Annotated in this window: 13 protein-coding genes; 12 read left to right on the top strand and 1 reads right to left on the bottom strand. The window is 64.1% G+C overall.

What is annotated here, in order from left to right; all coding sequences use genetic code 11:
- Positions 1 to 229 precede the first annotated feature (229 nt).
- The 12 genes from G8760_RS17605 to G8760_RS31160 all read left to right on the top strand — a co-directional run bounded on the left by G8760_RS17605 (position 230) and on the right by G8760_RS31160 (position 11,159).
- Positions 230 to 514 (top strand): type 1 periplasmic-binding domain-containing protein, encoded by a 285-nt coding sequence (locus G8760_RS17605; protein ID WP_166353576.1) that lies wholly within the window; start codon positions 230 to 232, stop codon positions 512 to 514.
- A 336-nt stretch (positions 515 to 850) separates the two neighbouring features.
- Positions 851 to 1,204: a hypothetical protein gene (locus G8760_RS17600; RefSeq protein ID WP_166353574.1), complete on the top strand. Its 354-nt coding sequence runs from the start codon at positions 851 to 853 to the stop codon at positions 1,202 to 1,204.
- 4 nt (positions 1,205 to 1,208) lie between these two features.
- Entirely contained in the window at positions 1,209 to 2,300 is a 1,092-nt protein-coding gene (locus G8760_RS17595) for a hypothetical protein (protein WP_166353571.1), read from the top strand.
- A gap of 90 nt (positions 2,301 to 2,390) precedes the next feature.
- Positions 2,391 to 3,776 (top strand): SCO6880 family protein, encoded by a 1,386-nt coding sequence (locus tag G8760_RS17590; protein ID WP_166353569.1) that lies wholly within the window; start codon positions 2,391 to 2,393, stop codon positions 3,774 to 3,776.
- Positions 3,773 to 5,251, top strand: a complete 1,479-nt coding sequence (locus G8760_RS17585) for a TraC family protein (RefSeq protein WP_166353567.1) — start codon at positions 3,773 to 3,775, stop codon at positions 5,249 to 5,251. The genes G8760_RS17590 and G8760_RS17585 overlap by 4 nt, the downstream gene beginning before the upstream one ends.
- Before the next feature lie 477 nt (positions 5,252 to 5,728).
- Complete coding sequence (locus G8760_RS17580; protein ID WP_207782462.1) at positions 5,729 to 7,021, top strand: type IV secretory system conjugative DNA transfer family protein; 1,293 nt, start codon at positions 5,729 to 5,731, stop codon at positions 7,019 to 7,021.
- Positions 7,022 to 7,279: 258 nt separating this feature from the next.
- The gene (locus tag G8760_RS17575; protein ID WP_207782461.1) at positions 7,280 to 7,810 is read left to right on the top strand and encodes a hypothetical protein; all 531 of its coding nucleotides are present in this window, start codon (positions 7,280 to 7,282) and stop codon (positions 7,808 to 7,810) included.
- Entirely contained in the window at positions 7,807 to 8,646 is an 840-nt protein-coding gene (locus G8760_RS17570) for a bifunctional DNA primase/polymerase (protein ID WP_166353561.1), read from the top strand. Before G8760_RS17575 ends, G8760_RS17570 begins: the two co-directional genes overlap by 4 nt.
- An 87-nt stretch (positions 8,647 to 8,733) precedes the next feature.
- On the top strand, positions 8,734 to 9,081 hold the full coding sequence (locus G8760_RS17565; RefSeq protein WP_166353559.1) for a hypothetical protein: 348 nt from the start codon (positions 8,734 to 8,736) through the stop codon (positions 9,079 to 9,081).
- A complete protein-coding gene (locus tag G8760_RS17560) occupies positions 9,078 to 10,400 on the top strand; it encodes a hypothetical protein (protein WP_166353557.1) in 1,323 nt (440 codons plus the stop codon). The genes G8760_RS17565 and G8760_RS17560 overlap by 4 nt, the downstream gene beginning before the upstream one ends.
- 154 nt (positions 10,401 to 10,554) lie before the next feature.
- A complete protein-coding gene (locus G8760_RS17555; protein ID WP_166353555.1) occupies positions 10,555 to 10,734 on the top strand; it encodes a hypothetical protein in 180 nt (59 codons plus the stop codon).
- Positions 10,734 to 11,159 (top strand): PIN domain-containing protein, encoded by a 426-nt coding sequence (locus G8760_RS31160; protein ID WP_166353552.1) that lies wholly within the window; start codon positions 10,734 to 10,736, stop codon positions 11,157 to 11,159. The genes G8760_RS17555 and G8760_RS31160 overlap by 1 nt, the downstream gene beginning before the upstream one ends.
- Before the next feature lie 106 nt (positions 11,160 to 11,265).
- Here the strand turns inward: G8760_RS31160 and mobF are convergent, their stop codons facing one another.
- Positions 11,266 to 14,847, bottom strand: a complete 3,582-nt coding sequence (gene mobF / locus G8760_RS17545) for a MobF family relaxase (protein ID WP_166353550.1) — start codon at positions 14,845 to 14,847, stop codon at positions 11,266 to 11,268.
- Between the last annotated feature and the right edge of the window lie 914 nt (positions 14,848 to 15,761).

Raw genomic sequence — 15,761 nt, 5'->3', positions numbered from 1 at the left:
AAGGTGGCCGCGATGCTATACCGCGAAGTGTGGCCTTCTTCGCGTGTCCGGCGATCATCGGTTGACATCGACTGTCCACCGGGAGCCGTCGGCAAATACGCGGCCAGATTGTCTCTAGCGCCTCAGTCTTGGACGCGTCGTTACTGGTCAGGGGCATAGTCTACGGGGCGGGAACACCGCCCTCACAAGGCGGTTGTATCGCGTCCGCGTTGGGCTCGCCGACGGAGCGGTGTACGCGGTGTTCGGGACCACGGAAGGCGCGACATTTCGCGTGTTCAATTCGCTTGCCGCTAACGGTCGGAACGTACCGGGCGATGTCGTCATGGACGGTTTGGCTGACTCCGCGTGGGCGGAGTACCTGTTGCTGGCATTGTTGGTGATTACTCAGCCGACGATTCAGATGGGCGTTACCGCCGCACAGCTGATTCTGGACGGCCCGGGCATGAGTCAGCGGCAGATGTTAGAACCATTGATCATTGTTCGGGTCTTGACGACCGTGTACGAGAACGCTTGACAGGCGCTGGCGGGGGAGATGCCCGCGTAACAAGAATGCGAACGCGAGCGTGATTAGAGGTTCCCGAGCGTCGCGTCGGGCGTCCGACGCCACGCTTCTGGACCTTCGGGCGTCACCCCCTCGTGCGATCAGGAACACGGGTGTCGCCAAAGGCCCAACACGAACTCAATAACGTGATCGTCTGGCTGACCTGCATCACGGCGTGTTATCTCGGCCTTTGGCCATCTGGGGAGGCGGGTATCGCGCGTGATGTTCGCCCACGTGCGCCGATGGTTGGCTCCCTACCGTTCGGAGGCCCGCGCCCGACGCGGGTCGGTCGAGCGGCAGGGAGTAGGCATGGGTGTCGTTGAAGGGCTGATCGCGGCGTTCGGGCTGTTGGGGGAGGTCGACGTAGGGCTGTTTAACCCTGGGATTACGCCGAATGACGATGCGGTTCCGGGGATACCGGCGCTGAGAAGGCTGCTTGGTGGGGTCCTGTCGTTCTGTCTGTTTGCGTCGATAGGTGCGGTGATCGTGGCGTTTCTGATGTGGGCCTGGGGACGAATGTCTGGCTCGACTCATCGTGTCGATACGGGCAAGACGGCGGCTGGTTGGGCGCTGGTGTCGTTCATCGGTTTCGGCATGGTGAACACGATCACGTCGTGGGCGTGGGGCATCGGCCAAGGGATTCCGTTGCCCGGCGCGGAGTGAGTTGATGCGGAGCTATCCCGAGCCCTCGCCGACCGGTGGCGGTTGTGGTGGCCTGTTCGATCCGTTCTCCCAGTTCGTGTGCAAGCTCGTCAGCGGTGGAATAGATCCGGGCGGGTGGCTCCATGACAAGACGATCGGCAATCTGGCCCGAGCTATGGCTGAGGCGGCGGAGACGCTGATTGTCGCGATGTGGTCCCTGCTCATGGAGACGACGGCAGTTGACCTGACCGCCGATTGGGTGAGGGGCAATGTCACGGTTGCCATGCTCATCGCGCTGCCGATCGTCGTTGCGCTCTATATCGTTCAGCTAGCGTCAGCGGCGTGGCGGCGCCAGTCGAGCGAACTGGTCCGTGCGGTCGTGGGCATGCTTGGTAGCTTCTCGGCCACGGCGATTGCCTTGTCTGTGACGCAGTCGGTGTTGACGTTGACCGACTGGGCTGCTGGTTTGATCATGCGATGGCGGGTCGGCGTCGAGGTAGGCGAGGCGATCGAGGCGCTGACGCCGGCTATGTTGGTTGCCTCGGCCACCGGCCACGGTGCTGTGCTCCCGGCGATACTCATCATTGTCTTCGCCTTCTTTTACATTTTGGCGTCGATCACCGTGTGGTTCGCGCTGATGGCACGCAAGGCCTTGATCATAGTCGCGGCCGTGTTCGCTCCGCTGGCCTTTGCAGGTCTGACGAGCAGATGGACGTCTGGCTGGGCGCAGAAATGGGCAAGCATCATGTTCGCGCTCGCGATTAGCAAGATCACTATTGTGATGACGTTTGCGATCGCCGCCAGTGCCATCCGTGAAGGATTGTCTGGCTCCGCTGGGTCGGTGTTGCGGTCTATTGGCGAGTTGTCCATGGGCTTGATGCTGCTTTTCGTCGCTGCGATTGCGCCCTGGTTGACGTACAAGTTCCTCGATTTCGTGACACCGAGCGGCCGGGAATGGGACGGCACTATGGGGCGCGGCGCAATGACGGTCCATGCCGGTTCACACAGCGCGCGTTCGGTGATCTTTCAGTCTCGCGCGGCGGTGGCCGGGGCGGGGCGAGTGATAACTGCTCCGGCCCATCTCCTGCACCGACAACGCCAACACACATCTGGGTGAATGGAGAACGTGTTAATGGACGGTATCGGAAGTACGCGCCCACCGGCTGCGGTCACCGCACGGTTGGGCCGACGCTCTGAGCGAGGTGTCATGTGGGGGCTCTCTGCGGCTCAGATGGCAGCTGTGGGTGTCGCGGCGGCCGTCCTCGGCCCGGCGGCGATGAGCGCTGGCGCTACCGGGATAGTGATCACGGCGCCGGTATGGATCAGTGCGCTCGTTCTTGCCTTCGTCGCTCCACGAGGCCGAACCCTCGTGTCATGGACACCAGTTGTGGTGCATGCCCTGTTACGGCGGATCCGCGGCCAGGCGCTGTGGCTGATCCGGCCGGACCGGCCCCGATCCGTGGGGACACTTTCCCTGCCGGGTGAGTCAGCGAGCCTACGGCTCCATCGGCACGACCCTTCTGGGGCCGCATTCATCCTTGACCCACATCGGCGCACGCTGACCGGCGTAATTCGCGTCCGCCACGACGTCTTCCTGCTGCTCAGCGTGGACGACCAGAACCGTCGTGTAGCCGGGTGGGGACAGGCCCTCAGCGGCGCGTGCCGCACTGGGCGTATGAGCAGGCTCCAGGTGCTCGTCCGGTCGCTTCCTGAAGGTGGGAACGCGGTACGCACCCATTGGGAACGGGATGGCCGCCAGGACTCCCGCCTCGCCGCGGAGTCATACGGACAGCTTGTCAGCAATGCCGAGCCGACGTCGTCCAGACACGAAGCACTGCTCTCCGTCACCGTGTCGTTGAAGGACTCGGCACGCGCTGTCCGGTCCGCCGGTGGAGGAGTGGCCGGCGCGGCCGACGTTCTTGCGCGGGAGCTGACCTCGTTGACTGCGAATCTGCGTTCGGCCGAAATCAACGTGGACGCCTGGCTGGACGAGTCGGACCTCGCTCGCCTGATCAACACCGCCTTCAGACCACACCACACTCCTGCGTGGGAGAGGTCGGGCCTAGGCCGCGACGTTGCGGTAGCCGGACCTGTGGCTGTCTCTTCCGAATGGGACCATCTGCGCATTGACGACGGTTGGCACGCTGTTCTGTGGATCAAGGAATGGACGCGTGAAGAGGTCGACGCCACGTTTCTGGTGCCGCTCCTCCTGGCCACGTCGGTTCAGCGAAGCGTCAGCGTGGTCTACCGACCGCGCACGGTCCGTGAGGCCACGCGACAACTCAAGATCGAGCAGGCGGAACAAGAATCCGAACAGCGGCGCCGCGACAAGCGTGACATCCGAACCACGGCGGCTCAGAGGCGGGAACAGGAAGACGTTGATAAACGTGAACGTGAGTTGGTCTCTGGGCACGCTGACCTGGCGTTCACCGGACTGGTGACAGTGTCCGCCGGTTCGAAGGAGGAACTCGAACTCGCACTGGAGGAGACGGAGACCGCCTGCCACCATTGCGGCCTGGACACTGTCGTGCTGTATGGACAGCAAGACACCGCCTTTTATGCGGGGCTGCCATTCGGGCGCATGCTGCTATGAACGTGCGTTCCGGTCAACTCTTCATCCCAGCCGATGCCAGCCCCGCCGCTCGGCGGGCAGCGCGCAAGGAAGCACGCAGACTGATTCGCCAGAAGAGGGATGACGAACGCGTGCGGCGACGCGAAGAACAAATGGCTGAGCGCGCCACTCCGCGGGACGTGACCCACCCACGAGCCGGTGCCCCCGGCCCAGCGGCTGGACGGTCCTGGTTGCCGCTGCGTTTACAGGCGCACTACTCCACGAGCGCCAGCCTGCGTGTGCTGTATCCCTTTCTCGCCGACGACGGACTCGGGGCTAGCGGAATGTACATCGGCCGGGACTTGCTCGCCGGCGCGAGCTTCTGTTTCGACCCTTGGGAGCTTTACAAGGCGAGGATCGTCACGAACCCAAACGTGCTGCTGGCCGGCGTCATCGGCAACGGCAAAAGCAGTCTAGCCAAGTCAATCGCTTGGAGATCGCTGGCCTTCGGACGCAAGACGTACGTGCCAGGCGACATCAAGGGCGAATGGAGCGTCGTCGTCGAGGCCGCAGGCGGCAAGGTGATTCGACTTGGCCCGGGGCTAACCACCAGGCTCAATCCTCTGGATGAAGGAACTCGCCCAAGTGGTTTGAGTGATGCGCAGTGGTCCACTCTCGTACAGGCCAGGCGCAGGCAATTGCTTCGCGCTATCGCAGAGACAGTGCTCGGCGACGCGTTGGCTCCGACCGAGCAAACTGCGCTAACCACGGCCCTGACCGTGGCCGAGGGTGCGGGAGGCACGCCCACACTGCCGACGGTGGTTCAGCATTTGCTGGCGCCGTCGCCGTTGGCGACAGACCTGTCAGCGGACGATGTCGCTGTCCTGCGCGACGACGGCCGCCGTGTCGGGCACGCGCTGGCGCGCATGGTTCACGGCGACCTCGGGGGCATGTTCGACGGTGAGTCGACGACCCAATTCGACCCGACCCTACCGATGGTGAGCCTTGATCTGTCCGCTTTCAACGAGAACGACGAAGCGCTCCCGATCATCATGACCTGCGCATCGTCGTGGCTGGAAGGGGCTCTGCAGGATGCTCAGAGCGGCCTTCGGTGGATCATTTACGACGAAGCGTGGCGCCTGATGTCCGTGACCGCATTGTTGCGCCGCATGCAAGCCCAGTGGAAGCTGTCCCGCGCGTGGGGGATCGCGAATATGGCCGTGATCCACCGGCTCAGCGATCTTGATGCCATCGGTGACGCAGGCTCCGAATCGCGTGAGTTGGCCGCCGGACTATTGGCCGACTGCTCAACCCGGATCGCCTACCGGCAAGAGAGCGACCAACTTGGACAGTCCGCTGCCTTGCTCGGGTTGACCCCAACCCAACGCGACATCATCGGCGAACTCGGCGTCGGCGAAGGGCTCTGGCGTATCGGACAACGCGCCTACGTTGTGGCCCATGCGCTCTCGCTGACCGAGCGAAAACTGTTCGACACGGACCAGCGGATGAACGGGTAAACGAGCATGACCTCGACACGTGGACGTTTAAACACAAACCGTGAAAGCACTCTCGTTATCACCGCAGCACTGGGACTGCTGGCCGCGGCCGGAGTGGTGTGGGCCGGAGCGGCCATCGCGGCGTTGGCAGGCGGGTACGACGTGCCTAGGTTCACGCCGGATGCGGTGGTTGCGGTTATCACGCACCCGCGAGACCCTGATGCTGCGTGGGGTCAGCCGATGCCCGGTCCTGCCGTGACCTGGGCGGCCACTGTCGCGCTTGCCCTGGTCGTCGTTGGCAGCGCGTGGCTAGCCCAGCACTGGGTCGGAGGCAGAGAAGCCGCACCTGTTCATGCGCTCCCTGGCACTGCCACTAGACAGCAGATCCGTCGTGCTGCGTCCGCGCGGACCCTGCGCAAGCGTGCCCGGTATCTGCGGCCATCGCTTGGTCAACCTGCCCCCGATGATGTTGGTCACCAACTCGGTAAAGCCCGCGGTGTGCCCGTCTGGATTAGCTGCGAAGACTCGGTGATTGTTCTGGGCCCGACCCGCTCGGGTAAAGGGCTTCATGTCGTCGTCGACATGATCCTGGACGCTCCCGGCGCCGTCGTTACAACTTCGACCCGCCCCGACAATCTCGCCATCACTCACAACGCCCGAGCTCGACTCGGGCCGGTGGCGGTCTTCGATCCGCAGCACCTCGCTCCCGGCATCCCCGGTGGACTGCGGTGGTCGCCAGTACGAGGATGCGCAGATCCACAGACCGCGATGATCCGAGCGCGGGGCCTCGCCTCCGATACCGGCTTCCGGGGCGGCGTGGAGAACGGCTCATATTGGCAAGCGCAAACCGAGGCAGTTCTACGTGGCCTGTTGCATGCCGCTGCCCTCGACCACCGCACCGCCCGCGATCTTTATCGCTGGTCCCTAGATCCGGTGCACGCATCGGAGGCCGTCCGGCTCATGTACAACACCGACGTCGCTGCCGCCGGCTGGGCGGACGCCTTGGAAGCCACGATCTCGATGGATGAGCGGACTCGCTCAAACGTTTGGAGCGGCGTCCGTCAAGCACTGGGTGCATTGGCCGACCCACGAGTTCTCGACGCCGTCACTCCCACTGCGCACGAGCAATTTGACCCCGAGGAGTTCATCGTCTCGGGTGGGACGCTGTACATGCTGGGCACATCGACCGGTGCTGGCGCAGCGAACGCACTCGTCAACGCCTTCGTCGAAGACGTGCTAGAAACCGCACGCCGTCTCGCAGCTGGTAACCCCGGTGCGCGCCTTGACCCGCCGTTGAGTCTTGTCTTGGACGAGATCGGCAATCTTGTGCCTATTCCGAGCCTGCCCGCCCTCATGGCAGAAGGCGGCGGAAGCGGGCTCGCCACGACTGCCGTCCTTCAATCACTGGCCCAGGCGCGGGGCAGATGGGGTGAGCACGACGCAGCCACCATCTGGGACGCCGCAACGGTCAAGCTGATCCTTGGCGGCGCGTCGAACCCTAAAGATCTCCAAGACATCTCCGCGCTGATCGGTGAACGCGATGACGAGACGCTCTCAACGTCACGAGCGCAGGACGGGGCCCGCTCGACCTCAACGAGCCTGCGGCGAGTCCCGATCATGGATACGGGCCGACTCCGCACCCTGCCCTTCGGGACCGGCGTTCTCATGCTCCGCTCGGCCCCGCCAATCGTTCTCGAGATGGCGCCGTGGACGGACCGGCACGACGCCGAACAACTGCGCCACGAACGTGACGAGACCGAACGGCGACTCGCCGGCGCAGATCACGTGTAGATACAGGTCGACGTGTCGAACCATGCCCCCTGGCTCTGACGCTGTGGGCTTCGAACGGCGCGACCATCTTCGCTAGAATAGAACAAATGTTCGATTGAAGCCGCTGCTGTGGCGTTGCGAGCGACCTGTCGTGGTGTTCGCGCGGGCCGTCGTCGCTGAGCGTGTGCGCGAATAGTCGTCTCCCTTCGGCTTGAGAGGTTCTCAGACGGCGACGCGAAGCCGTGGCTGAGATGTTGACGGCGAGGAGGTGCCGCGGGCGTGGACGACCTTTATGATGCGTCGGATCCAGCTCACGACGGTCTAGATCCGGCTGTCGTCGAGGGATTGGTTGCGGAGTTCATCGGTCCGAAATCGCCACGACCGATCCGCTGGCATGAGATGTCCGCAGACGACTACGAGCGGGCGTTCGTCGACCTTGCTGGGTGGGTGCGCTGGGTTGCTCTCCGGTATCAGCTGGACAGCCGGGAGCTGCCGCCCTGCTGGTGGCGGCATGGCGCACAAACTGAGGAGCTGACTGCGCTGTGGGGCTCATGGGAGGTGGCGTACGGCGATCGTCAGTCGGCGTCGGCGATGGCCGACTGGCACAGCATGTTCGCCGAGGCGCGCGAACGGCTGCGCGAATGGACATCGCGAACGGGCTGTTCCGCGCGTGAACACCGAGAGGGCACTACGCCGCCATGGGCTGACGATCTGTATGCCCACTGGTGGAGCGAGTTCGCCACGGCAATAAGCGACGAGCTTGGAGCCGAAGCGGGAACGGACCATCCGGACGCCGGGAGTCCAGAATGATGCTCGACGCGGCGTTGAGGTGCGCATCGTCAGGGCTGCCGGTATTTCCCTGCGTCCCAGGCACCAAACGTCCGCTCATTCAGCGCGGCTTCTACGCCGCCATGACGGACGTGGACGAGATCCGTGACTGGTGGACTCGTTGGCCCGAGGCGAACCTGGCCATGCCGACGGGACGGCACGGCGGGCGGAGCACCTTTGACGTGGTCGACGTCGATGTTCACGCCGCGGGCAACGGATACCCGCAGATGACAGAGCTCCGCAACGCGGGGTTGCTTGACGGCTGGACACACATGGTTCGTACGCCGAGCGGGGGAGTGCATATCTACTTTCCCGGCACCGCCCAACGCAACGGGTCTGTGCCGCGTGCCCATATCGACTTTCGGTCTACCGGGGGTTACGTGCTGCTGCCGCCGTCCGCGATCAGCGGCCATGGGACTTACGTGACAGTGGCCAGCAGCACGCAGCCAAGTGCGTCGGTGAACTGGGAAGCCATTCGCGAGTATCTCAGCGCATCTGTGCCCAGACGTCACCTGGCGGCCACAAGGGCTGCCCCCGATTTGGACAGTGCGACGTCGGAGCGCGTGGTCGAGAGGTTGGCCCGCTACGTTGCTCAAACTCCCGAAGGGAACCGAAACGACGTCCTGTATTGGGCGTCCTGTCGGGCAGCTGAGGGAGGAGTGCGGGACACGCAACCATTGCTCGACGCCGCCGTACGTGCTGGCCTGGATCAGCGTGAGGCGGCTCAGACGATCTCTTCGGCCTACCGCAGGCTCGCGGGCCATGGCCCATCACAGTTGCGGCGTGCAAGTGGGCGTGGCCAGTATCCACAGCGCTGAGCGCAAGAGGGGAGCATTGTCGATGGTTTATCCACAGATGCCGTGCGGAGGGGGACACGTGATCGGCGGCGACGGAAGGCTGAAAGCATGAACGCACACCAGATGCAAATGCAACCGTTTCCTCCGCATCTCGCCAACGCCTGCGCGTGGCTTTCGGCCGCGGAGCGCCACGACGCCGATCCCTTTGACGGATCGGGCATCCTCGCGCTCATTACCGCGAGCGAGGTACTGACCGTCCTGACCGACGTCACACCTCCGTATCCGAGAGTGGACGACAGTCGCCAGCCGTCGCCGTTGGGCGTAGTTCTGCCGGCCGTGAGTGAGGCGCTGGCCAGGGCCGCGGCCGAAGCCGGCACTGATGTCGAGCTGCGGCTGAGAATCGCTCGAGCCAGTCACCTTCTCGCTGAGCATGATCGCTTGGGCGGCGTGCCGTGACCTATGACGAAGAGCTCAGTCGGCTGGCCATCGAGATTGCCAACCTCATGGGAAAGTCCCCCCGGGTCGACAACGGCGAACTCGCTTTGGTCGACGAAGGCCGTGTCAACGTCCGACGGCTCTGCAGGCAAGTACTGCAAGACGTCACCGGTGAAACCCCCGTCCCGGAGCCATTGCTCGGAGACTTGATGATTCGACCCATCGGTTCGGCCCTGGGCCTGCTGAGCTGCGAACCCGTCCCTTATGGTTCCTCGCGCGACGACATCGGCTGGCAGGACTACGACGTCGTGACCGACGCGGGGCGGCAATGGCGTGAGATACGCCGACACGCAGCCTTGGCGGCCCATGAGTGGAACGCGGTGCCAGCCGAGGCACGTCCCCATGGGGAGGACGCGTGGCCCGCCATTGCCGATATCGCCGTGCTCGTCGAGGCGGCCGCTTTGCTTGACCGCGACCTAGCGCGAGCGCATCCGAAGGCTGCTGTCATCGGCCCGGCGTATGCCCGCGAGCGAGACGGATGGGAACTCGCCCTTGCCGGCGAGCACCTGCGACGCACTGCCAAAGCTGGTCCTCTGCCCCAAGGCGTCCCCCTACCAGACGGCCGCCGGGACATGCCGTTACGTGTGCGCTCGCTGCCCGAGGTGCCGGCTGCTACCGCGCGGTTGAGTCACCTGCTTCGCACAGCCGAGCACCTTAGACCGGAGAGCGTCCAGGCCGTGCTTCACGCTCATGCTCGTAGCTTGGCTGCGGTGGCGGCTGTCCTGGACCAACATAGCGACAAACGCGTATTGGGTCCGCTTGCGGACAGCACTCGGCGCGTTGCGTCCTCGGTGAACGCCATCGCGCGCTACACCCGCGCTTACACCTCGCTGGCCGCGGACGATCAGCGCCCACTGCACCAGGTCCGCGAGATCCGCCTGGTTTGGCGCCGTGTGGAGGAGCGAGGGGTCGCCGCATTGAGCGACTCCGAGCGGCGAGCCGCCTTGCGTAGCGTTCAACCGGCGTTGGCCACCGTGACGTCGTCCCGCGATCTCATCGACAGGATGGTAAGCCGGGGTGAATGGTGCCGGCGGCCTGAACACCAGGGAGTGCAGATGCCCGGTCTTGCACTCGATGATCCGATCCACGAACGCCTTTCCAAGGCTGTTGATCGCGCCGCCAAGCAGGCTGAGCGGCTAGGTGCCCAGTTGCCGACCGGCCAGTCGGGAGCCCGAAGAGACGCGGTTTCGCGACCGCGGGACGTGCTCGATCCGGGAACGCTCCGCCGCGACCGGCAACGTCCACGGCTTGGCCCCTTGAATCGCCCGTCGATCGGTTAGACACTGGGCAACGCGAGGGCTCCAGGGTTCGGCAAGGTCGCTGTTGACGGGCACTGATCTGCGATGATGCTGGCCACGCGACGTTTGGCGATCAAGGAAATAGCTTGATGGCGAATGTCGGTTACTCTTGAGGGAAGGTGAGGAGGTGATGGCGATGTCTGAACCAGCAGTCGCGCCTGACGCGCTCGATGAGGCTAGCGCCTCGTACTGGCGAAAACCTGACCTGGATGAGGTGATGGCTGGCGCTAAGCCTCTCCGGAAAGATGAATCGTTCGAGATCGCTGACCTCACTGATGACGAGTGGGATGCGTTTATTCGAGCGATCCACGAGTGATGGCGGCAACCGTACTCCTTGATACGAATGTCTTCACCGCGTGGCTTCGACCACGGTCGCCCCTCATCAATCTGTATGGCAAACATGTCTACGGGAATCGGCTGGCGGTCGCTCAGCAGACCGTCGCCGAAGCTCGGTATGGCGCCTTAGCCGCCGGATGGGGTGGCAAGCGCCTTGAACAGCTAGAGCGCCTGATTCGTCGTAGTCGGCCACTGCCCGTCGATGACGACACGGTGTGGTCGTATGCAAGGTTGCGGGCAGAATGCCGTCGTCTTGGCCACCCTTTGCATCAGAAGGAGCATTTGGGTGACCTGTGGATCGCTGCCACCGCGATGCGTTGGCAGATCCCGCTAGTCGCCCATGATGCCGTGTTTCTTGGCTGCCCCAGCATTGAGCTTCACACAGAGTTGAGGCGTGACGGCTAGCGCAATGCCTCACCGGCGGTCATGTCGGGCCTGATCCTGGAGAGTGCGGGACGACGAGGCCGGATCTTGACGAGGCTAGACCGGTGCGTGCTGGGTATTCGCGATGTCAGGGACGGTATGACCGACAGGCTTCGGTCGACGCCTTCGGAGCGCGTGGGCGAGTGAATTCAGCGTGAGCATTCGCGGCGAGTTTTTGTGCGCTGCCGAATGCAGCCCGGGCGCGGCGGTGGCCGAGGCGTCGTATCGCCTCCGACGACAGGTCGCGTCCAAGGGCCGCCGGACCGTTGATGGCATGGAGCTCGCGATAGGCAGCGATAGTCGCCACATGGCGCTGCCATTGCTGACGTTTGGTGAGGTCATGAGGGACTGGACCGAGCTCGGTTATCCACGGCGGCTGGTCGGCGATGGCTTGCTGGACGAGCTCGGTGGCGCGGTGCTCGATCAGTTCGGCTCGTTCGTCGAGTGCGCGGCGTAGCGCAGGATCGGATACATGTTCAGCTACCGGGATAAGCCCGGCGATGAGGTGTTGCTGATCGAGGCCTGGCCTAGTGAAGGCGGCATGTTCGGTCACCTGATCAAGCCTGTGATGAAGAATGGCGATCGGATCGTCGCAGTGCTCCAGCTCCTCGGCGGTGGCAAGGCGGGGCAGGAGCTGTTCGGGACTCAGTCCGCTGTTCTCTGCGCGCCGCATCGCGATGACAAGTGGCGTGTATGACGGCGACGTCGTAGGAACGTCCCGGGAACGGGGAAGTGGACAAGAGTCGATTATGCCGGACCAATGACTGGCGGCCGCTTCGCGCGCGATGGTCTCGTATTCGGCTGCGAGGCGGGCGATGCTTGTGGCCTGGCGCTGTTGGTCGGCGATGGTCTCTCGAGCGGACAGCTCGGCACCGCTGCGCTTCATCACCTCGGAGAGGACGTCGCGAGCGGTTCGGATGTCGCCATCGGGGATTTCTTCGTCGGTCAGCTCAGTGATGACGTATGCGCTGTTGGCGTTGGCACCGCGGGTCATTGAGACGTATAGAGCTTCGCGTGTGGATCGTGTGTGGTCGATGATGGTGTGGGCGGTATCGACGGTTCTGCCCTGCGCGCGATGTGCTGTGGTGGCGTAGGCCAGCTCGACATGTTCGGCGACGTAGTCAGGGGGAAGGGCGATTGACGGTCCACCGGTTCGCCTGGTGGCGATGAGCGCTCCGTCGTTTCTGCGTTGTTGAACTGTCCACTGGTCACCGTTTTTCACGAAGGAGCGTGGCCCGGTGGCCAGGCTCCGCATGTTCTGCCGTGTGACGATCCGGTCTCCCTGCCCGGCGCGGGTGCCATCGTGCAGTGTGACGCCATCCCGTTCAACATGACCAGCAGCGACGCGGTCCGTGCGCGCGCGTTCGTTCAGGTCGCGGACGGTCGCTGCGTCGGTGGCGATGAGGAGCGACCGCTGTCCGGCAGCCTCGTCGGCCCGCCAAGCACTGTAGGCGGCATCGATCGCCTGTTCGCGGTCGCCGTCGCGAACCCTGTCATGGTCGATGTAAGTCTCGATGACGTTCGTATCACCTACGCGCAACGCGCGGCTGGCGTCGCGCTCCCACGGGTGGGTGAAGCGTCGAATATCCGTGAGCTCGGGAACTCGATCGCCGAGTTCGCGCACGAGCATCCCGAACGCTCCACCTGCTTCGACAGGCGACAGTTGAGCGTTGTCTCCGACGAGGAGCAGCTTTGCTCCGGCGGCCTCGGCTTGCGCTCGAAGAATGTCAAGCGCCAGGGTTCCGGCGAGGGATGCCTCATCGACGATCACGAGCTGTCCGGCCCGGAAGGACCACGGACCGGCAGTGGGCTGGCCGCGATTCTGTGTAGCGGCTCCGGTTGATTCGAAGAGCCACTTGGCTGTGTTCTCGGTCGGTATACCGAGGCTCTCGCCAAGCACTTCGGCCGCTGCCGCCGAGGGAGCTAGCCCGACGACGCTGCCGGGACCGTGTTCGGTCTCCCATGCGCACCTCAGAGTGGCCAGAGCGGTGGTCTTCCCGCTGCCTGCTGCGCCAACGAGGACGTCGAGCATGCGTGCGCTGGTCGCGATCTGCCTCACGGCTGTGGCCTGATCTATCGAGGTTGTGAGTCCACTGGGTGATGACGACGCGACCGCATGCTCGACGGTAGTCGGGTCGAGCACGGTAGCCGTTAACGTCTCCGACGCAGCCAACAGCCGATCTTCGGCGTCGAGGATGCTGCTCGTGGTGAATATGTCGCCGTGGGTGCGTCGGAACGCCGACGTGCCATCTTTGCGACGGAATGTCTCGGGGGTAAAGGCGAGCTCTGGCGGGGTGATGTTGACCGATATCTCGGTCACCCGTCGTGTGATCGCTTGGATGAGAGCGTCGCGTTCGGCGGGGGCGGGCAGTCGGTGCGGCATAGATGCGCGCGCGGCGGCCGCGCGTACGTTCCAGGTACGCCAGGTTGAACGGTCGGCACTAAGCTCACCGAGCGCTTCTGCGGCGAGCTGATCGATCAGCGGTGCGACGGCGTCTTCGCTAAGGGCTGGCGCCGGTGCCTCCGTGGTGTGCCCGATCAGGCCCCTGGCCCAGCGTTGCGGGTCGGAGCCAACATAGAAGGTTGCGCGGGCGCGCCAGTCAGCGGTCATCTCGGCGAGCGAGCGAAACTGCTTGTCAGGGCGGGTGGCGTACGTCGCTTGTTGACGTAGACGGACGATTGTGACGTCGTCGGGATCCCGGCTGTGGGTTGTGCGGTAGGCGGCGATCAGCTCATGTGTGACCGCCTCGATGCCTTTAGCCCGCTGAGAAAACTCCGTCATGAGTTCGTTGGGTACCCCGGCGATCTCCCAAGACTGGTTCTTCGGCTTCGCCGGGGTGCCGCGTCGTTCCCATCTCACGCCTAGACGAGCGGTGAGCTGGTCGGCGAGCACGGTGTCGTAGAGCTCGCTCATTGCGACGGCGGCTGGAAACAACGAACCGCGCGAGTCCAGCGTTCGCCACTTCCCGTCCGGACCTTGAACCCGGTTGGCGATCACGACGTGGGTGTGCAGCTGTGGGTCGCCAGCGCGGGAATCGTAATGATCGAACGCCGTGGCGATTAATCCGCGAGTCTCGACCTGAGCGACACCGTCAGTGCCGATCCGGGTGCGCGCGACATCGCGCTCCATCACCCGCATGACTTCGTCGATGGCCACGTAGTGTGCATGAGCGATTTGATCGCGCACGCCTGGTTCAGCGAGCGCCCAGAGCGTGCTTACCGACTTCGGCGGGGAGAACACGCAGTCGAACCCGGCCACCGGGCGGCGGGTTGGTCGTGCACGCTCCTCGGCTTCGATTGCGGTAGTGAGTGCAGCACGCTCCTGGTCGGTGAGCGTCGTCGACAATGCGCGGACGCGCGCGTCGGCTCGCTCACGCCACGATCTTGGCTGGTTGTATCGGCGGCCAAGAGGATCTCCGGTGACGGGGTCGGTGCCGTGTTTGAGCAGTCGCTCCATCTGCTGTTCGGTAACGCGCTCACCGGCGACTAGCCCGGCACCATTGGCGAGGCCGGCAAGGCCTGCGCCGGTCCACCGACCGGGCGGGTGGCCGGACTCGGCGTAGTAACGGCTCATAGGCGAGACCACACCAGTGATACCTTCACCATCAGCGACGCCACGCAGTAGATACGAATATCCGTCGCCTGCGTGCAGCTCCTTGATCGACATCATGAGCGTGCACCATCGATGTCCGTACGCGAGCGATACGCCATTGCGCGGCAAGCTGACGAGCAGTACTTGGCATCGGCGCGCCGCCCGGCCAGGTCGATACCACACTGTTGGCATGTCTGGTGATCGCTCGCTCGTGCGCGTTGCCGGTGAGCGCGCGAGCGACAGACGGATGAGCAGAAACGCGCGTCTGCGCGCCGACCGGCGATATCGGCACCGCAATGTTCGCATGAGCGTCGCTCGCGAGCGACGGACTGATCGCTGCGAGCCGCAGTGCGGCACCTCGATGAGCAGAATCGTTGTACGACGCTGGCCGCGACGAACCAGCGCCTACAGTGCCCGTTCTGGCAGCGCTTCTCATTGAGTGCGCCGATCGGTACCCGTTGGTGACCAGGCTCTTCGAGTGCTGTCGTGTCCGCAGTTCTCATCGCGGTGGTGTGGTGACAAAACCGCACTGGTCACAGACGAGGATGCGTCGATCCGGTAGTGGACGAGCGGCCTTGCCTGTTAGTTCTTCGTGGAGCCGGAGCGAACTACAGAGGGCGCACCAGCGCAGAATTGCGATCCTTGCAATGGCCACCGAAGCCTCCCTGTATCACGTCGTCGACGCGGGCCAGACCAACGTGCTTCTGCTGAAAGGGAGTAGGTGACCGCCGCACAAACGAACGGCTGCCGAACGGATCAGGGGCCGGAATGCCAGAAGTGTCCGAGATCGGTAGGATCGGCAAAGGACGGCCACTTGCTTCTCGTCATCCTGGACCCGACAGAGCGGAATGCGCTGTGCCGAAGCATCGCTTCTGGTTCCTCGTTCGTCGTCGCAGGATTGTTAGCCATATGCGGGCGGCTACGAGAGCGCGGCGAAAGCTGGTGCGGTGTGGCTATGACGTGGCGGCATCGTGTCAGTCCGCCCAGAGATA

Origin of the sequence: Phytoactinopolyspora limicola (assembly GCF_011320225.1) — a bacterium.
Taxonomy (GTDB): Bacteria; Actinomycetota; Actinomycetes; order Jiangellales; family Jiangellaceae; genus Phytoactinopolyspora; species Phytoactinopolyspora limicola.
This window is presented reverse-complemented; position numbering and strand designations above follow the sequence as displayed.